This is a genomic window from Streptomyces sp. NPDC085524, assembly GCF_044541755.1.
Lineage (GTDB): Bacteria > Actinomycetota > Actinomycetes > Streptomycetales > Streptomycetaceae > Streptomyces.
The window spans coordinates 46,133-64,888 of sequence record NZ_JBITTH010000028.1; the positions used below are offsets into that span (position 1 = coordinate 46,133).

The 18,756-nt window shown below is 73.9% G+C and carries 13 protein-coding genes; 5 read left to right on the forward strand and 8 right to left on the reverse strand.

The annotated features are described in order from the left end of the window. Window positions 1-44: 44 nt before the first annotated feature. Genes ACIGFK_RS33520 through ACIGFK_RS33540 form a run of 5 tightly spaced genes read right to left on the reverse strand, consistent with a single transcriptional unit; the run spans window position 45 to window position 7,483 of the window. Window positions 45-1,274: a type III PLP-dependent enzyme gene (locus ACIGFK_RS33520; protein ID WP_376657860.1), complete on the reverse strand. Its 1,230-nt coding sequence runs from the start codon at window positions 1,272-1,274 to the stop codon at window positions 45-47. Continuing rightward, entirely contained in the window at window positions 1,271-3,112 is a 1,842-nt protein-coding gene (locus ACIGFK_RS33525) for an IucA/IucC family protein (protein WP_376657859.1), read from the reverse strand. Before ACIGFK_RS33525 ends, ACIGFK_RS33520 begins: the two co-directional genes overlap by 4 nt. Continuing rightward, entirely contained in the window at window positions 3,112-4,482 is a 1,371-nt protein-coding gene (locus ACIGFK_RS33530; protein ID WP_376657858.1) for an MFS transporter, read from the reverse strand. The genes ACIGFK_RS33525 and ACIGFK_RS33530 overlap by 1 nt, the downstream gene beginning before the upstream one ends. After that, window positions 4,479-6,290 carry an IucA/IucC family protein gene (locus tag ACIGFK_RS33535; RefSeq protein ID WP_400054829.1) on the reverse strand — a complete coding sequence of 604 codons (1,812 nt, stop codon included), beginning with the start codon at window positions 6,288-6,290 and terminating at the stop codon, window positions 4,479-4,481. The genes ACIGFK_RS33530 and ACIGFK_RS33535 overlap by 4 nt, the downstream gene beginning before the upstream one ends. Further along, a complete protein-coding gene (locus tag ACIGFK_RS33540; protein WP_386467221.1) occupies window positions 6,287-7,483 on the reverse strand; it encodes an acetyl-CoA carboxylase biotin carboxylase subunit family protein in 1,197 nt (398 codons plus the stop codon). Before ACIGFK_RS33540 ends, ACIGFK_RS33535 begins: the two co-directional genes overlap by 4 nt. A 246-nt stretch (window positions 7,484-7,729) precedes the next feature. On the opposite strand from ACIGFK_RS33540, the gene ACIGFK_RS33545 reads away from it, so the two are divergent. Then, window positions 7,730-8,692: a (2Fe-2S)-binding protein gene (locus ACIGFK_RS33545; RefSeq protein WP_376657855.1), complete on the forward strand. Its 963-nt coding sequence runs from the start codon at window positions 7,730-7,732 to the stop codon at window positions 8,690-8,692. A gap of 83 nt (window positions 8,693-8,775) precedes the next feature. Here ACIGFK_RS33545 and ACIGFK_RS33550 read toward each other — a convergent pair whose 3' ends face one another. Next, window positions 8,776-9,795: an ABC transporter substrate-binding protein gene (locus ACIGFK_RS33550; RefSeq protein ID WP_376661817.1), complete on the reverse strand. Its 1,020-nt coding sequence runs from the start codon at window positions 9,793-9,795 to the stop codon at window positions 8,776-8,778. Window positions 9,796-9,940: 145 nt separating this feature from the next. Here ACIGFK_RS33550 and ACIGFK_RS33555 point away from each other — a divergent pair, with 145 nt between their 5' ends. The 4 genes from ACIGFK_RS33555 to ACIGFK_RS33570 all read left to right on the forward strand — a co-directional run bounded on the left by ACIGFK_RS33555 (window position 9,941) and on the right by ACIGFK_RS33570 (window position 14,018). After that, on the forward strand, window positions 9,941-11,005 hold the full coding sequence (locus tag ACIGFK_RS33555) for a FecCD family ABC transporter permease (protein ID WP_400054831.1): 1,065 nt from the start codon (window positions 9,941-9,943) through the stop codon (window positions 11,003-11,005). Next, window positions 11,002-12,120, forward strand: coding sequence for a FecCD family ABC transporter permease (locus ACIGFK_RS33560; protein ID WP_400054833.1), 1,119 nt, complete (start codon window positions 11,002-11,004; stop codon window positions 12,118-12,120). Before ACIGFK_RS33555 ends, ACIGFK_RS33560 begins: the two co-directional genes overlap by 4 nt. Window position 12,121: 1 nt before the next feature. Next, window positions 12,122-12,961 carry an ABC transporter ATP-binding protein gene (locus ACIGFK_RS33565; protein ID WP_400054834.1) on the forward strand — a complete coding sequence of 280 codons (840 nt, stop codon included), beginning with the start codon at window positions 12,122-12,124 and terminating at the stop codon, window positions 12,959-12,961. A gap of 136 nt (window positions 12,962-13,097) precedes the next feature. Then, a complete protein-coding gene (locus tag ACIGFK_RS33570; RefSeq protein WP_376661821.1) occupies window positions 13,098-14,018 on the forward strand; it encodes an ion transporter in 921 nt (306 codons plus the stop codon). Here the strand turns inward: ACIGFK_RS33570 and ACIGFK_RS33575 are convergent. Beyond that, entirely contained in the window at window positions 14,001-17,678 is a 3,678-nt protein-coding gene (locus ACIGFK_RS33575; RefSeq protein ID WP_400054836.1) for an SAV_2336 N-terminal domain-related protein, read from the reverse strand. The two genes, ACIGFK_RS33570 and ACIGFK_RS33575, sit on opposite strands and share 18 nt — an antisense overlap. After that, window positions 17,675-18,754: an AAA family ATPase gene (locus tag ACIGFK_RS33580; RefSeq protein WP_400054838.1), complete on the reverse strand. Its 1,080-nt coding sequence runs from the start codon at window positions 18,752-18,754 to the stop codon at window positions 17,675-17,677. Before ACIGFK_RS33580 ends, ACIGFK_RS33575 begins: the two co-directional genes overlap by 4 nt. Between the last annotated feature and the right edge of the window lie 2 nt (window positions 18,755-18,756).

Sequence of the window (18,756 nt, forward strand, 5' to 3'; positions counted from 1 at the left end):
CGCAACAACGCAGTTGGGCCTTGCCGGAGCCGCACGGGGACGGCTCAGGCCGGGGTGTGACCGCCCGGTGCGAGGAAGTGGAAACCGGGCCTCGCGTGCATCAGGAAGTCGTGGTGGGAGATGTTCCAGGCGTAGGCGCCCGCCAGGCCGAAGGCCACGCGGTCGCCGGCCCGCAGGCCCGGGGCGGGTACGTGGCGGGACAGCAGGTCCTTCGGGGTGCAGAGCTGGCCGGTGAGGGTGACCCGCTCTCCGGCCGCGGCGGGGCGGGGCCAGGGGTGGGGCCACTCGGACACCGGGATCACGGTGCAGGGCTGGTCGTGGCCCTTGGTCGCCGGGGTGCGCATGTGGTGGGTGCCGCCGCGGACCACGGCGAACTCCTCCCCGTGGCTCCGCTTCACGTCCAGCACCTCGGTGGCGTACCAGCCGCAGTACGCGGTGAGGGCCCGGCCCGGTTCGATCCGCAGGGTGAGGCCGGGGTGGGCGTCCGCGAGGCGGGCGAGGCCGGCTCCGTACGACTCCCAGTCGAAGCGGCTCCCCGGGGCCGCGTAGTCGACGCTCATCCCGCCGCCCACGTTCACCTCGGCCAGGCCGATGCCGTGGCGGGCGGCCAGCCCGGCGGCCCAGGCGACGACCGATTCGGCGACCGCGAGCTGCTCCGGGGCGTCCAGGCCGCTGGCGAGGTGGGCGTGCACGCCGAGCAGCCGCAGCTGCAGGCAGGTGCCGTCGGTCAGCAGCCGCACGGCCTCGTCGGCCTCGGCCGGGTCGAGGCCGAAGGGGGTCGGGCGGCCCCCCATGGCCAGCGAGCTGCCTTCGAGGGAGGCGGCCGCCAGCGGCAGGTTGAAGCGGAGCAGCACCCCGGGGACCGCCTCGCGGCCGGAGGCGGTGCGTGCGGCGAGGGCAGCCAGCACGCGCAGTTCGTGCAGGCTTTCCACGTGGAAGCGCTCCACGCCCAGTTCGAGGGCGGCCGCGAGCTCCGCGGGGGTCTTGCCCGGTCCGCTGAAGGCGAGGGGCCGGCCCGGTACGGCCTTGGCCACATGGGCGAGCTCGCCGCCGGAGGAGACCTCGTAGCCGTCGACGTACGGGCCGAGGGCGGCCAGGATCTCCGGCTCCGGGTTGGCCTTGGCCGCGTAGTACAGCTCGACCCGCTCCGGGAGGGCGGCCCGCACGGCTGCGGCGTGCTCGCCGAGCGCGGTCAGGTCGTAGAGGTAGGCGGGCAGTTCCGCGCCGTCGAGGCCGGCGAGGCGGCTGCGCACTGCGGGGGTGGGGGCGGTCATCGGGCGCTCCGGGTGTCACGTTCGTGGTCGAGGTCGAGGTCGCGGGCGTGGGCGTGGGCGTCGACCCCGGCATCGGCGTGGAGCTGCAGCACCTGGGACAGCACGTCCTCGGCGAGCGGGGAGGCGAGCCGGACGTAGCCGGCGTCACGGTCGGCCTTGCGCTCCCAGCGGGTGAGCAGGTTGGCCTTGGCGGGCAGCGGCACCCCGGCGAGGAGGGCGGCGAGGCGAGGCGGGCAGCCGTACCGGTCGGCGTGGGCCTGGAGGGTGACGCGGACCCGGGCCCACAGGGCGGCCTCGGACTGCGGGTGCAGGTCGGCGAGGGCGGCGAGCACCTCGGCGATGTGGTTGACCAGCAGGCAGTACACGACGCGGTCCCAGCCGCGCTGGGCGTCGTACGTCATCGGGCCCGCGACGTCGGCCGGCAGTGCGGCGAGCAGGTCGGCGTGCTGCTCGGGGACCAGCTTGGTGCCCTCCAGGTCGCGGAAGAGGACCTGGGCCGGCATGCCCTCCTCGTCGACGCAGACGACGACGTTCTGCAGGTGCGGTTCGAGGACGAGTCCGTGGTCGAAGTACGCGGCCAGGACCGGCGGGACGAGCAGTTTGAGGTACGCCGTCCACCAGTCGAGGGCGGTCCGGGCGGAGGCGTCGCCGAGCAGGCGGGAGATGTGCGCGGGGCCGGTGGGGTACTCGTCGGCCACGGCCGCGGCGAGGAGCGGCGTGGTGCCGGGCATGAGACGGGCGAGGAGCCCCTCGCGGACGATGACGCCGAAGCCTTCGAGGAGGGAGCGGTCCGGGGTGCCGTCGGGGCCGGGCAGGGCGATGCTGCGGTAGGCGGGCTCGCGGAGCATGGCGGTGCCGGGGAAGCGGGTCTCCAGGTCGGTGAGCACCGGGGCGAGCAGGCGGGTCAGGGCGACCGCGCCCGAGAGCTCGTAACTCGCGTTCTTCCGCAGGCAGTTGGTGATGCGGATGTTGAGGCTGAACTTGAGGAAGGCGGCTCCGTCGTAGAGCGTGCGCACGGAGGCGGTGGCGGCGAAGGGCCGGCCGGCTTCGCCCAGGTCGAGGATGTCCCCGCGGTCGAACGCCGCGCGCAGCTGCGGGTGTTCGCGCAGCATCTCGTACTGCCACGGGTGCGCGGGGAGCAGCCGGTAGCCCTCGGGCACGTCGCTGCGCAGCCGGTCGAGGGGGCCCGCGGCTCCTTCTGCGGCGGTCTCCTCGGCGACGAGGTGCTCGCGGACCGCGAGGTGGCGCAGCCGGAAGGAGGCGCCGGTCTCGGGTGCGTACGCCAGCCAGGAGTCGGTGTCGCCGGTGCGGGCCTTGGGGGTGGGGTGGAAGCGGTGCCCGAAGACGAGGGACTGCTCGGACTCCAGGTAGGCGGTGAGCCCGTCGCTGTCCCCGGCTCCGGCCGCTGCGGCGGCCGGCCGCCCGGCGCGGACGGCGAGCGCGGCCGACACGGCCTGGTGGCTGGAGGCGATCTGCTCCAGGAACTCCTCGTTGCGCACGTCGGTGCGCAGGGCCAGCTCGTCCTGGGCGTACTCGGCGAGACGGCGCCAGCCGATCTCGGCCCAGCCGCCGTCCCGCTGCTCCCGCACGGGTCCGGTGAAACGGTGCGCGCCCAGCAGCGAGGTGCGGCGCAGGGCGGCGCGCAGCAGCACCCCTCGGCGCGGCAGCCACAGCAGCAGGTGGCCGTCGGCCACGGCGGTCTGGTGCTCCGGTCCGGACAGCTCGCGCAGCAGGCAGTTCAGGAGGGTGTGGACGACGGCCTCGTCGGCCGTGGGCAGCCCGGCCGGAACGGCGGAGGGGAGGACGGCGGCGGTACCGATTGCATCGGTCGGGGACATCAACGGCTCCAGCGGGTGCGGAGTGAGCGGAGTTTCGTGGCCGGGAGGACGGTGGCGCAGACCGTGACCAGCGCCACGGCGGTGCCGGTCAGCACGGGCGCTGTGGGCCCGTACAGGCCGTTGCCCGCGGCGGCGGCCAGTCCGGCGACGACCGCGCCGGCCTTGGAGAAGAATTCGATCGAGCCGAACAGGCCGCCCGGAGCACGGCCCTTGGCGCAGTCGGAGGCCATCACGGCCAGGCAGACGAGACCCAGGGTCAGCCCGGCGCCGAGCAGCAGCCGGACGGCGACCAGGGTGGCGAGCGAGTGGGCCGGCCCGTGCCCGGCGAGTCCGAGGGCTATGCACGCGAAGCCGAGGCCCAGGCCGAGGCGGGGTCTGCGGTGGAAGGCCGAGTGCACCCACATCGCGGTGGCGAGGTAGCACAGGTGGGGCAGGGCGAAGAGGATCCCGGAGACCGCCGGGGAGGTACCGGGGATCCGCTCCTCGATGAGGGAGATCAGGTACGGGAAGGAGATCACCGTGGAGAGGACGAAGGCGAACTCCAGGGCGTACAGCCCGCGCAGGGAGGTCGTGCCGGCCCCTCGGGCGGGGGACCGCGGGACCGGGTCCGCGGGGGCGGCCCCGACCGCGAGACCTGCGGGGGCCGCCTGCGCCCCGGGGCCCGCAGGGGCCGCCGCCGGGAGCGGGGACGCTGCCGGGTACGTCGGGGCGGCGGGCGGCGGGCTGCCGGACGGGGTCCGGGCGGCCGGGCGGTCCCCCCGGGATTCCGGGAGTGCGGTGATCAGCAGCGCTGCCGTCAGGGGGAGTACGGCGAGCAGGGCGTACTGGCGGTGCGGGGAGATCCAGGGCGAGAGGCCGCCCACCACGATCGGGGCCAACACCAGGGCGGCGCGGGCGGCGCCCTGCATCAGGGTGAGCGCCCGGGAGAGCTCCGGGCCCTCCAGTGCGGCGCCCAGGTAGCCGTTGGAGGCGGCGTAGGTGCCGCCGAGGATGCCCTGGAGGACGAGGGCCACGGTGAAGGCGGGGAGGGACTCGGCCCAGCCGGCCAGCAGGAAGGACACCGCCAGCCCCAACTGGGCGCGCAGCAGGAGCCGTTTGCGGCCGAACCGGTCGGCGAGCCGTCCCCACAGGGGGGCGCCGACGGCGGCGAAGACGGTGGGGACGATGTAGAGCACGCCGGCCCAGCTCGCGTCGCGGTCGCCGAGTTCCGGAAGGATCTCGGTGAGGAAGGGCGGGAGGCCGAGCGCGGCGAACGAGGCCACGAAGTAGCAGCCGGCGACGGCGTGCACCTGCCGCCGGCCGAGGGACGGGCGTGGCTCGGGAGCGGCCTCCGCCGTGTCCCTCAGTTCCGGTGGCGCTGCCGCGCTCAACGCGAACCCTCCGTCCGGAGAAGGTAGTTGGGGCCGGTGGTGTAGTGCTTGTTGATGTCGGCCGCTCCCGTGCGCTCCTTGCTGAGCAGGGTTCCGGCACTGACCATCGCCTTGACGGGCAGCTCCGGGGCGTCCAGGACGCGCTCCCGCAGGGTGGCGCCGGGCCCTCCGGCCGCGGTGCCGAGCCGGTCGACCGCCTCAGCGAGCCGGTCGCGTACGAGGTCCAGCAGGGCCCCGGCCCCGGCGCGGCCGTGCCGGGCGAGCCCGAAGGCGTACGAACCGGCGCACAGGTGCAGGGTGATCGTGGTGAACATGTCGGTGAGCGGCCGGTCGTCCTCGCACAGGATGCGGGCGTCGTCGAAGCCGAGCGGGGCGTCGGCGCCCAGGCTCGCCCGGACGCGGGCCGGGTGGACGCGCGGGCTGTCGTCGTCCTTGAGCAGCAGCCGCATGCGGGTGTCGCCGGCCGGGCCGTGATCGAGCACGAGGGAGATGTTCTGCTGGTGCGACTCCAGGGCGATGCCGTGCCCGAAGAGGGTCGTCTGCCAGTCGAACAGCAGCCGCAGGTAGGCGTCGAGCAGGGCGATCGGGTCGCCGCCGTAGAACCGGTCGGCGAGGTGGTCGATCAGCAGCCGCCCGCCGGGGGCTTCGGCGAGCAGGGCGGCGAGCGGGGTGACGACGGCGGCGTCGAGGCCGGCCGGGTAGCGGCGGCAGAGCGCGGCGAGGAGCTCGTGTCCGGCATGGGCGTGGACGGTCTCGTCGGCGTGCAGGATCACGCCCTGGAACCGGGGTTCGCGGGCGATCACGGCTTCCAGCAGCCGCTGGCCGGCGACCCCGTCGGCGAGGAAGCCGGGCCGGATGATCCGGCGGTTGCGCAGCCCCAGGGTGGAGGTGGCCATGGGGACCTTGATGTGCAGGGTGGGGTCCGCGCTGACGGCGACCGTACGCATGGACAGCGTCGGGACCACGTCGAGGTACGGGCGCTCGGCGAGGACGGCCCGGCCGGCCAGGCCGGCGGCGCTCAGGGCCCCGCGCAGCGGCGCCCCGACGGTGAGGGGGTGGACGGGGAGGGCGAGGTGGCTGCCGCCGAGTGCGGGCAGGCCGAGTGCGGCCGGCGTGGGCCAGGCGTCGGGCAGTGCGGCCGGTCCGCCCGCCACCGCGAGGTCCCGTTGCGGCACGACGATCCAGCGCAGCGCGAAGGTCGGATGGAACTCCGGCGCGTGTGCCCGCAGTTGGGTCTCGTCGAGGCCGGAGCGGCCGCGTGCGGTGGGGTACACCGGGTGGTCGAGGCGGGCGGCGAGGGTGTCGTGGGCGAGCCCGCCCGCGAGCCCGGTCCAGTCGGCGGGGTCGGCGCCGTGCGCGGCGGCGAGGCCGGCGGCCGCCTCGTCGCGGGTGCGGTCGTGCAGGCGCATGGTGGCGAGGGTCTGGCGGCACTCCTCGGCGAAGGCCTCGAAGCCCGCACGGTCGGCGGGGTCGGCGAGTGCGCCGAGCGCCTCGAGGACCTCGTCGTGGGTGGTGAGTCGGCGACCGTCCGACTCCCTGGCGAGCAGCGGCAGCCGGGCGCCGTACACGCCCTGGTAGCCGTCCGGGGCGACGGGCAGGAGGAGGGCGTCGCCGTCGCCTGCGGGCAGCCTCAGCCAGCGGCCGTCGGCGCGGTCGACGGGGGTGGTGCGGGTGCGCAGGCCGACGGCGTCCTCCCGAAGGAGCGCGCCGAGGACGCGGAGCAGCAGCTCGGCCTCGGTGGTGCGGCCTGCGTCGGCGGGGCCGGCCTGGGCGGCGGCCGGGGCGGCGGCCGGGGCGGTCGTGGTCACGGGGTGAACTCCCAGCGCTGCGCCGCGAGGTACTCGTCGGCGACGCGGTCGACGGCCTGCTGGTCGGTGTTCCGGCCGAACGCGCGCAGTGCGCCGATGTAGTCGCGGTTGGTCCCGTACACCTCGTGCCGCTCCCCCACCGCGCGCAGCGGGCGGTACGTCAGGTCGACGCCGTCGACGGTGAGGTCGGCGGCCCCGGGCGCGGTGGTGAGGGTGCCGGCGCTCCGGGCGCAGGGGTACGCGACGAGGGCGACGCCGTCGGTGCGGGCGCCGAGGTCCGCGGGGAGCGGCTCGCCCAGATGCGTACGGAGGACGTGTTCGAAGAGCGGGATGTCCAGCAGCCGGGCGAGCATCAGGTCGATCTGGTCGCCGACGGCCCGGTAGTTGACCTCGATGATGCGGGCGCGGCCTTCGTGCACGACGAACTCGGTGTGGCAGATGCCGAATCCGACGCCGAGGGCGTCGAGCTGGGCGAGGACCTGCCGGACGACCGGTTCGGGGTGGGCGCCGACGAAGGTGGAGCGCTCCTCGATGAAGTACGGGGGCGGGGACAGCCGGGTGTGGAATCCGCCGAGCACGTGGCGGACCGTGCCGTCGCCGAGCGTCTCGATGCTGTGCAGCTCGCCGGCCAGGTACTCCTCGATCACGAGGGCCGTCTGCGGCCGGCGGCCCTGGACCTCCTTGCAGCGCAGGACGAGTTCCGCGGGTCCCTCGACCAGCACCACGTCCTCGCTGGCCACGCCTTCCCGGGGCTTGACCACGCACGGGTAGGGCACGTCCAGGGCGGTGAGGGCGGCAGGGTCCCGGCCGGCGGCGAGCTCCGTCGACCACACGGCGTCGAGTCCGCTCGCGGCGAGGTGGCGCCGCATCTCGGCCTTGTCCTTGACGCGCAGCGCGGCCCGCCAGTCCTTGGCGGGGAGGCCGAAGTAGTCGGCGGCCAGGGCCGCCTGGGTCTGGAGGTGGTCGCTGTTGGTGAAGACCGCGTCGGGTGCGCGGTGCGTCGATATCCGGGTGACGACCGCACGGAAGTCGCGTACGTCGCACTCCAGGACCTCGAGGTCCGGCGCCGAGCGGCGGTGCGCGTCGGGCTGGTCCGTGAGGACGGTGACCTGGAGGCCGAGCCGGGCCGCGGCGGGGAGGAACCCCTCGGTGACCGAGTCGGTGGGGTTGAGTGCGAGCAGGTACAACCGCATGGGCTGAGCCCCTTCCGGATCCAGAGCTGTGGGGGGTGAGCGGGTGACTGCTTTCCGGCACGCCTCGGTGCCGGCGAATTTCCGTATCCACCGGCAAAAGCAGCTTAGGTTAGCCAACCCTTAGCCTCAACTCCCGTTCGAGACACGCAGGGTGGCGCGGCGAGCATGATCATAGATCATTGGGTTAAGGTAAGCCTTACCTACTCCCTCGTATGGAGTCTTCGTGTCGCACATGATCGAGAACCGATGACCACGGTCCCGCGCACCGCGTCTCCCCCACGTCCCGCCCGGGACTGCGCCGCCGCGCTGGCGCGGACCTACGGCCGCCTCACGGCGGTCTGCGAGGCCCTGGACGTCCGGGTGGCGGCCCCCGGCACGCACCCCTTCGCACACCCTTTCCCGCACGCCTTCGCGCACCCCTTCACCCACTCGTTCGCGGGATCCCCCGCACAGCAGTCCGCATCACCCGGACGGTGGATCGGCGGCGCGGAGCTGGCCGGGCCATCGGATCCGGCCGAAGGCCAGGGGGCCCTGGACGCCTTCGTCGCCGCCGAGGCCGACCGCATCCGGGCCGGGCACGGGCACGACCCGCGGCCGGACGTCGCCGCTTCGCGCGCGCTCCACGACTACCTCTGGTCCGTCAGCCTGCTGATGAGCGGCGTCTGGTACCTGGAGCGGCGCGTGCCCCGCATCCGCCCGCGCGAGGTGCGCGTGGACCTCTCCACCGGCCGGTTCGAGATCGTTCCGGGCGCCGGGTTCGCCTGTCTGCCCGGCGATCCCGCCGCCCGCCTGCCGGGCGCCCGGGTGGTGGCCGGCGAGGAGGCGCTGCGCGCAGAACTCCGTGCGGCCGTCGCCGATCACATGCGGCCGCTGCTGGCCGCCATCGGGCCGCGGGTCCGCCGCCGGGACCGGGCCCTGTGGGGGATGGTCACCGACGACCTCGTCTCCGGGATCTGGTACCTCGGCCGCGCCCTGGGCGAGGAGGAGCGGGCGGTGCGCGAGGCGACCGAGCTGCTGCCGACCGCCATAGCCCCCTTCCCCGGCGGCGCCGACTTCCGGCGGCTCGCGGACCGCGAGGGACACCTGCACCCGACCCGCACCCGGCTCGGCTGCTGCATGTACTACACCCTGGACGCGTCCCGGGCCTGCGCCACCTGCCCCCGCACCTGCGACGCGGAGCGGCTGCGCCGGATCGAGGGCCAGGCCTGAGCGGGTACGCCGAAGGGCCGGTCCCCGTCCCGTACTCCACGAGTACGGGACGGGGACCGGCCCCTTCTCCCTTCGGGAGCGGCCTACTTGGCGGGGTCCACCTGGAAGGCCTTGGCCAGGTCGTCGAGGACCACGTCGGCACCCTGGAGGGAGACCGAGGTCATCCAGGTGGCGTCGTCGACCTCGTGGACCTGGTTCTTCTGGACCGCGTTCAGGCGCTGCCACAGCGGGTTGGCGAGGAACTTCTTCTTGCGCTCCTCACCGCCCGAGAAGCTGGTCATGAAGATGTGGTCGCCATCGGCCTGCTGGATCTGCTCCTCGCTGATCTCGATGTTGAACTTCGCCTCGTCGCGCTGGTTCTCCGGACGGGTCAGGCCCATGTCGGTGAGGATGATGCCGCTGAAGGTCTTGGGCAGGTAGATGCGCGTCGGGCCGTCGACGAAGCGGACGACCGAGAAGGTGGGCTTGCCGTCGGCGGAGCCGCCGCCCTTGGCGTTGATCGCGTCGCCGATCTTCTTGGCGCGGGTCTGGTACGCCGTCAGCTTGGCCGCGGCCTTCTCCTCCTGGCCCAGGGCCTGGCCGAGGAAGGTGATGTTCTCCTTCCAGATCGGGCCCGTGGTCTTCACGAACACGGTCGGCGCGATCTGGCTCAGCCGGTCGTAGAAGTCGGCGTGACGGACCGTCGCCGAGACGATCAGGTCGGGCTTGAGGGCCGCGATCGCCTCGAGGTTGGGGCTGTCGAGCGGGCCGACGTCCTTGGTGTCCTTCACCGCGTCACCGAGGTAGGGCGGGAAGCCCTTCTGGTCACGGTACGAGCCGATGCCGCCGACCAGCGGTGCGTCGAGTGCGACGACCGCCTCGACCAGGCTGTTGTCCAGCGCCACCACGCGCTTGGGCTTGGCCTTGATCTCGGTCTTGCCCTTGTCGTGGGTGATCGTGCGCGGGAAGCCGGCCGATTCGGCGGTCGTCGGCTTCGACGACTCGGCGCCCGGCTTCGTGTCGTCGCTGCTGCCGCCGCAGGCGGCCAGCGAAAGGGCGAGGGCCGCCGTGAGAACGGCAGCGGCGATCCGGCCCGGCCGGCGGCGCTGAGTGAAGGTGTTCATCGGTTCTCGGTTCTCCAGAGGGAACATTCGTTCTTAGGTAAGGCTTGCCTGAGTGAACGCGTTGTGAAGACTAGCTGCTCTTCGTGGTCAAAATCCAGACGGAACCATGGAACAAATTCGGTTAGGCATCCCTTACCTTGTCTGAGTGTCTCTGAAGCCCGTCATCGCGTCCGCCACCACGGCCAATGTCCCAACCGTCCCGCCGCCCCGCAGAGTTGTGTCCCGGTCCCTGGTGCTCACGGCGCTGGTCGTCACCGTGGCGGCCATGGTCTGCGCCTCCCTCGCGATCGGCACCAAGGCCGTCCCGCTCTCCGACGTGCTGGCCGCGATATCGGGCAGCGACGCCGGTGACGCGGTCGTGGTCCGCGAACTCCGCATGCCCCGCACCTTCCTGGGCGTGCTCGTCGGACTCTCGCTGGGCGCCGCGGGCGCGGTCGCCCAGGACATCACGCGCAACCCGCTCGGCGACCCCGGCTTGATCGGCATCAGCTCGGGCGGCTCGTTCGCGGTCGCCGCGAGCATCGGCATGCTGGGGCTGACCAGTTCGTACCAGTACATCTGGTTCGCCTTCCTCGGCGGGGCGCTGGCCGGCTTCATCGCCTACGCCGTCGGCGGCACCGGCTACGGCGGCGCCACCCCCGCCAAACTCGCCCTGGCCGGCGCGGCCGTGACCGTACTGCTCGACGCGGGCACCAACACCCTGGTGCTGCTCGACGTACGCACCCTGGACCAGTACCGCTTCTGGGCGGTGGGCTCCCTGGCCGGACGGGACCCGCAACTGGGGCTGCAGCTGCTGCCGTTCGTCGCTGTCGGACTCGCCCTCGCCATCGGGCTCAGCGGCCGGCTCAACGCCCTCGCCCTCGGCGACGACCTCGCCAGCTCGCTCGGCACGCCGGTCAGGTCCACCCGCGCCCTCGGGGCCCTCGCCGTGGTCCTGCTGACCGGGGCGGCCGTCGCCGCCGCCGGTCCGGTGACCTTCATCGGCCTGGTCGTTCCGCACGTCGTACGGGCCTTCACCGGCCCCGACGCCCGCTGGCTGGTGCCCTGTTCGGCGCTGGGCGGGGCCTCCCTGATGCTCGCGGCCGACGTCGTGGGCCGGATGGTGGCCCGGCCGGGCGAGCTGGAGGCGGGCGTGGTGACCGCGCTGCTCGGTGCGCCGTTCCTCGCGCTGCTGGTCAAGCGCGGCAAGCTCAAGGAGCACACCCGATGAGCACGACGACGAGTGCGGCAGCTCCTGCCGCCGCGGCCTCGACGGGCCGCCAGAAGAAGCCGCGGCGGCTGCGGTTCGAGGTGGGACCCGTCGGCTTCGCCGTCACCCCCCGGGTCGCGCTCGCGGTGCTCGGGCTGGTGCTGACCGGGTTCGCGGGCCTGATCGCCTCCGTGTCGCTGGGCACCTTCGCGATCCCGGTCGGCGACGTACTCGGCGCGGTGCTGGGCACCGGCTCCGTTGCGGCCGATCTGATCGTCCACCAGCTCCGGCTGCCGCGCGCCCTGACCGCACTGCTGGTGGGGGCCGCGTTCGGGCTGGCCGGCGCCGTGTTCCAGGCCGTCACCCGAAATCCGCTGGCCAGTCCGGACCTGATCGGCATCGCCGCCGGGGCCGGGGCCGGCGCGGTCTGCTCGATCCTCATCGGCGGGGTGACCGCGGCCGGCGCCGGCACCTTCGGGGCCGTCCCGTTCGGGGCCCTCGCCGGCGCCCTGCTGACCTCGCTCGCCATCTACCTGCTGGCCTACCGGGACGGCACCATCACCGGCTACCGCTTCGTCCTCGTCGGCCTCGCCGCGAACGGCGCCCTGATCGCACTGACCCGCTGGCTGCTGGCCCGCGCCGACATCGACCAGGCCTCCCGCGCCATGGTGTGGCTGACCGGCAGCCTCAACGGGCGCGGCTACGAACACGTCCAGTGGGCCGGTCTGGCGCTGGCGGTGCTCGTACCGCTGACCCTGGCGCTCGCCCGCCCGTACCAGCTGCTCCAGTACGACGACGACACCGCACGCAGCCTCGGCATCCCGCTGCGGCACGCCCGGATCGCCCTCCTGGTCCTCGCCACGTGCCTCACCGCACTGGCCACGTCCGCGGCCGGGCCGATCGCCTTCATCGCGCTCGGCGCCCCGCAGATCGCGCGCCGCATCACCGGCAGCGCGGGCATCCCCCTGATCACCAGCGCGCTGACCGGGGCGGTCCTGCTGATCCTCTCCGACCTGGCCGCGCGCCTCGTCCTCGCCCCGACCGAACTGCCCGTCGGCGTCCTCACCGGCGCCGTGGGCGCCCCGTACCTGCTGCTGCTCCTCGCCCGTACCAACCGGGCCGGAAAGGGAGGCTGACATGACCGCCCCGCTGACCGAGACCCAGTCCACGGGCCTCCCGCCCACCGCACTGCACACCTCCGCGCTGCGCCTGGGCTACGGCGACCGCATCGTCTCCGAGGACCTCGACCTCGGCATCCCCGCCGGGCAGGTGACGGCGCTGGTCGGCCCGAACGCGTGCGGGAAGTCCACCGCCCTGCGCGCACTGGCCCGGCTGCTCAAGCCGGCCGGCGGCGCCGTCCACCTGGACGGCGAGGACATCGCGGGCCTGTCCGCCCGGGAGTTCGCGCTGCGCCTGGCCCTGCTGCCGCAGACCCCCAGCGCGCCGGACGGCATCTCCGTGCGCGACCTGGTGGCCCGCGGCCGCACCCCGCACCAGCGGTGGTGGCGCCAGTGGTCCTCCTCCGACGAGGCCGCGGTGGACGCCGCGCTGGCGGCGACGGGTGCCGCGGAGCTGGCGACCCGCTCCATCGACGAACTGTCCGGCGGCCAGCGCCAGCGCGTGTGGATCGCGATGGCCCTGGCCCAGCACACGCCGGTGCTGCTGCTGGACGAGCCGACGACCTACCTCGACCTCGCCCACCAGGTCGACGTCCTCGAACTGGTCGCCGACCTCAACCGCACCGAGGGCCGCACGGTGGTGATGGTCCTGCACGAGCTCAACCTCGCCTGCCGCTACGCCGGGCACCTCATCGCGATGCGCGACGGCCGGGTCATCGCCGCCGGCCCACCGTCCGAGATCGTCACCCCGGACCTGGTCCACGAGGTGTTCGGCCTGCGGGCCGAGGTCATCGAATGCCCGGTCGCCGGCACTCCCCTCGTCATTCCGATGGGCGGCCGCCGCACGGACATCGCCTGACCGGTCCGGAAGGGGCTCCTGGTACGTATGCGACGGGTGTGAAACCCGATCGGCTGTAACGCGTTAGAGGCATGGGCCGACCGATCGCCCGCCCGCCGCTGCCGCCCGCGACGCAGTCGAACGTACGAGGAGCACGATGACCAGCACGACGACGAACCCGAAGCCCGCCGGACGCGGCCGGATGAAGCTGGCGGCCCGGTGCCGGATCGCCACCGAAGCCCCCGCCTTCGGGATCGTCGTCTTCTGCGCGATCCTGTTCAACGCCGCGCTGATGGGCCTGGAGACGTACAGCGGTCTCGCCGGGCAGTACCGGCTCGTGCTGGGCGGCGCGGAGAACTGCTGCCTGGCCCTGTTCACCCTGGAGATCCTGTTGCGGATCGGCGCCCAGGCCGACCAGCCGAAAGCATTCTTCCGCGACCCCTGGAACCTCTTCGACCTCGCGGTCGTGGCCTCCGCCTTCCTGCCGTTCGTCCGCGAGAACACCACCATCCTGCGGCTGCTGCGCCTCGCCCGGGTCCTGCGCACCGCGCGTTTCCTCCCGCACCTGCGGATCCTGCTGATCGCCGTGGGCCGCAGCCTGCCGGGCACCGCAAGCTTCCTGTTCGTGGGGGCACTGGTGGTGTACGTGTACGCCATGATCGGCTGGGTCTGCTTCGCCGAGGCCGACCCCGAGCACTACGGCTCGGTGGGCCGGGCCGGGCTCACCCTGTTCCTGCTGACCACCCTCGACGGACTGACGGACGCGGTGCGCGCGGGGCTGCAGATCTCCCGGCTCAGCATCGTCTTCTACGCCTCGTACGCGCTGCTCGCCTCCTTCGTGCTGGTGAACGTCCTCATCGGCGTCGTCCTCAACTCCCTGGACGAGGCACGGGAGATCGAGGAGGAGAGCAACCGGGTCCCGGCGCAGGGCGGCGGGGAGGGGGCGGACCTCAAGGAGCGGATCGCGACGGCGCGGCGCGCGCTGGACGAGCTCGAGGCGAGCCTGCCGGTGGCGGGCGCGGGGGCTGCGGAGGCCCGGCCGGAGCGGGAGCTGGAGGCTTCACGCTCCGGAGCCTGAGTCTTCCTCCGCGGGGCCGGGGTCGCGCAGGCGGATGTCCCGCGAGCCGTCCGGGCGCCATGAGACGGTCCAGCGGTCCGGCTCCTCAGAGGAGGGCAGCTCGAGGTCCGTGTTCGCTTCGAAGCTCACGCTCTCGAAGCGAACGCGGCCCCGGAAGTCCGCGGAGTCGAAGGCCACCGGCTCTTGGAATACGGCCCCGGTCGACAACAGTCCGCGCTCCCATGCCGTGCGGGTGTAGGACACCCGCCCACCGAAGACGGCACGGTGAAGTCCGGTCATGTCGCGGAAGACCGCACGGGTGAAGTCGGCCGCGCCGGTCACCCGGATCCCGTTCATGTCGGACGGCGCCTCCAACACGGCCCGTTGGAAGGAGACTTCTCCGGCGAAGGTGCAATCCGACCATCCTGCGCTATCCCTGAAGAGCGCACGGCGGAACATGGCCCCCTGGCTGAACCGGGCCCGCTCGAAGGCCGACACGTACTGGAACACGACTCCGTCGAAGGAGACGCTCCCCATGAAAGTGCATCCGGTGAAAACCGCCCGGCGTTCGAACACCGCACGGCTGAAGGAGGCGTTGCCCGTGAACTCCGCCTGCACGGTGGTCCAGTCGTCCACGAACCGTGCGCGGTCGAAGTCCGCCCTGCCCAGCCTGACGCGCCCCGTCACCGGCTCCGTCACCGCTTGCAGGAGTTCCCGGAGCAGGCCGGGGGCGAAGGTGGTGCCCCGGAAGTCCAGCGCGGCACCCGGCGCGAGGGTCCCGAGGTAGGCGGCCCGCTCGACGTCCTCCACATGGGCCAGGCACCGGCCGTACCGCGGCAGCCTGATGCCGGTGCACCGCTCCGCGTACTCGGACAGGTGGTCGCAGACCTGCCAGTCGATGGCCTCGCGCCGGAGCTCATCGGCCTCGGTCAGGGCCTGCCCCAATTCGGCCGGGTCGTGAACGGGAACCCAGGCCATCGACCCGCCTCCGCCCCGCGTGACGGTGTGCAGCCCGGCGGCCCCGAGGTGCACGCCGAGCTCTCTGAAGAGGGAGCGGGACAGGACCGTCCGGATCGGATCGGGCACCTCCCGCCAGGTCAGGTTCCGGGCCTGTTCGACGGCCGATGCGAAGCCGTCCTCCCCGTAGCCCACGACCACTGCGACACCTGCGATCCACCAAGGCTGCCGACTGATCAGCTCCTCTGCCCTCCGGGCCAGTTCGATCAGTACCCGGCCGACCACGCCGACGGAACCCGGCTCGTCCACGGTGACGAGCCGCACCGTCTCGAAGCCGTCGGGCACCCGCACCGCCGCCCCCGTATCACGTACGAGGCCCCGCAAGAACTCGTCCAGCAGCATTCCCGCCGGGTGCGGCGACACGTCCCCGTCCATGCTCTCCGGCGCCATGGAGAACGGCGGGAGGCAGGCGCCGACCGCCAGGCCCACCCGGGACCACCGGTCGGCCTCGCCCCGCTCATTCCCGTACGCGGCGAGGAAGTCGCGGAATCCCGGCTGGTCCAGCAGGGCCCGGCCCGAAAGGAACACCATCCGGTCCGGCCAGACCCCGTGGACGATGCCGATCAGCGCGCCGTCGCGGGAGACCGGGCCGCCGCGGTACTGCGTCCAGTTCTCCGGTTCGGCCGTGAGCCGTACGAGTTCGCCGTTGCGGGCGCCGTTGTACGGGAGCACCTCGCCCGTCAGGGCGATGCGCTCCCCCTGGTCGGTGAAGCCGTCCACCCGGACCGGCCCCGGTCCCGCCTCCCCGTCGGACCAGTGCAGGGGCTCCGCGAAGACGGCCGGGTCGACCAGGTCCTCGTCGGCGCGCAGCAGGACCACCCGGGGCAGTGCCTCGTCCCACCACACCGAACGGCACCCGATCTCCCGGCCTCCGGTCCTGATCCAGGCGACCACGCTGGTGGCCGGCAGGTCGTCCCCGACCGTGAGCACCAGGCGCGGCGTCAGCAGGGTGCCGACCTCCTGCGGCTCCGCCATGGTGTCGTAGCGGACGCGGACCACGCGGTCGGCCAGGCCCGGCTCCGGGCGGGTCGGGCGCGGCCGGGCCGCGAACGGCAGGGCGTCCGGCGGCACGGGGCGGCGGCCGTCGCGCCCGTTCGTGACGCGGGTCGCCGAGAAGTCCGGGCCGGGGCCCCGGTTGCGGCTCATGTACTCCCAGACGCGGCGCCGTACGAGTTCGCGTACGGCGGCCACCTCCCCGCGCAGCTGCGAGCCGAGCAGCGCTTCCCGTACACCCGGAAGGAACTCGAACTCCACCTCGTCCGCATCCTGTCCGGGGCCCCAGGGCGCGAACAGGCCGCCGAGGGCGACCTCCGCCAGGTGCGCGTGCTCCGAGTCGCGCAGCAGTGAGCGCCGTACGAGGGTCATCACCGGGAGGGTCAGCGGTACGGCGGCCAGGTGCGCGGCGAGCTGCTGCGCGGTCGGGGAGGCGTTCGCGCGGAAGCGTTCCACGGCCTCCAGCGCGGTGGGGGCCACGGGCGGGCCGCCGGGGGCCGGGGGCGCCACGCGCCCGGGTTCCGCGTCCAGGCGCAGGCAGGCCAGGCGGTGCCGGCGGCCGTCGCCGGAGACCACGCGCAGCAGCCGGGCCAGGCCGGCGGAGGCGAGCCCGACGACGGGGACGACAGCGGCGGCAGCGGCGCCGTCGGCCGGACGCCTGCGGCGCGGGGTGCCTCGGGTGCGGGTGGCCCGGCCGCCCGGGAACCGCTGCCACGCACGGGTGGCGACGGCCGGGCGGTCCGCGCGGACGGAGAACGGGACGGGCCGGACCGCGCCGCGCGACCACAGCCGTTCGGGCAGCACGTTCAGCACGGCCACGGCGTTGTGCGCGCTCCAGTGCCGGAGCACACCCTGGAGCGGGGCTTCGCACCAGCCTCCGGCCACGGTGTCGGAGAGCACGAGGAGCAGTCGGCGGCCCGCCGGGTCGGCCAGTTCGAGGGGGTTGCGGGGCGGGCCGCCGCGGCGGTGCGTGAGCATGGGCGTGGCACCGGAGGCGGTGCCGGTCAGCTGCCAGGTGCGCACGTCGCGGAAGACCCCGCTGCGGGTCAGGACCGTGCGGAGTTCGTCCACCAGGTCGGCCCAGAGCAGCATCGAGTGGTGGGTGTCGACGACCAGGGCCAGGTCCAGCCAGCGGCTCTCGGCGGGCCGCAGGACCGGGGTGGGCACCATCTGCTCGATGCTGCGTTCCACGGTGAGCTGCTCGTCCAGTTCCTCCCCCGGCCCGCCGATGGAGCGCCGGCCGACGGGGCGCAGGGAGCGCATCAGGCCGAGCGGATCGTCGAGGGAGCCGGCCCGCGGCAGTCGCAGGGGTGTGCCGCGGCGGCCTGCTGCCGCGGCGGCAACCCGTGTCCCGTCCGGAGCCCCGGCGGGCTTCCCCTCGGGGTCGCGGAGGGGCACCGCGGCCGGGTAGAGCCGTACGGCCGGCTCCGCGCCGTCCTGGCCGGCGCCGTGGGCCGGGGCGGGCTCGGGCGCCGGGGGCGCGGCGGCCGGCGGCTGCTCGCCCCCGGGCCCGGCCTGGGGCGTCCCGGGCGGGCGGGCGCCGGCCGGGTCCACCCGGGCCGCGAGCCACAGGATGTCGGCGATCTCCTCGATCCCGGCGCCGGTGCTCGGGGCGCCGTCCCCGGCGCCGTCGGGGAATCCGGCGAGGGCGGCGAGCAGCTTCTCGATCACGCCGTCGGCCCGGTCAGGTGCTGCATGACGGTGTCGAGGAAGCGGTCGCGGTCGCCCGGGGCCGACCAGGCACCGGCGAGCCGGAGCTGGATGGCGTTGAGGAGCTGGTCGGTGGCCAGGTCGCCGTCCTCGGCGCGGTCGAGGAAGGCCCGTACGAGTTCCCCGTACTCCTCGTCGGTCTCGATGTCGACTCCGAGGCGGCGGCGCACGATGCGGGCGAGCTTGTCCGGTCCGGGAGCGTCCAGGTGGAGGCGGACGCAGCGCCTCAGGAAGGCGGGCGGGAAGTCCCGTTCGCCGTTGCTGGTGAGGACCACCACGGGGAAGTACCGGCACTGGACGTTGCCGTCCTTGATGCGCACGGTGGCGTCGAGGCCGTCCGCCGTGCCGACGGGGACGGTGGGGCTCTGCTTGGCGAGGCGGGCGAGTTCGGGGATGACGAAGCCGCCCTCCTCGAAGACGGTGAGGAGGTCGCCGGGGAGGTCGATGTCGCTCTTGTCGATCTCGTCGACGAGCAGCACGCGGGGGCGGTCCTGCGGCAGCAGCGCGGTGCCGAGCGGGCCGAGGCTCAGGTAGCGGGAGATGGAGGGTGCGGTGACGGGGGCGGGATCGGTCACGGGGGCGGGCGCGGCGGAGGGTGCGGCCGGTGCGGCGCCGGGCGGGCGCAGCTGTTCCAGGCCGGCCTCCTGGAGGCGGCCGACGGCGTCGTACAGGTACAGCCCGTCGCGCAGGACCGTCCGGCTGGTGATCGGCCAGTGCAGTACGGGCCCCAGCCCGAGGTCCGTCGCGATGCTGTAGGCGAGCGTGGACTTGCCGACGCCCGGCTTGCCGGTGACGAGGAGCGGCCTGCGCAGGTGCAGGGCCGTGTTGACGACGTCCTTCTCCGGCTCGTCGGGTACGTAGCCCGCGCCGCGCTCCGACGTCTGCCGCCAGGCCTTCCCCTCGCAGCCCGGTGGCGCGTACTCCGGGTCCGGGACGCCGTTGAACCTGCGCCAGGGCGGCGGGGGGCCGGCCTCCAGGCGGGCACGCCGGTCCGCGCCCTCACCGGTCCCGTGGTACAGCCACCAGTCCTTCGCCACTG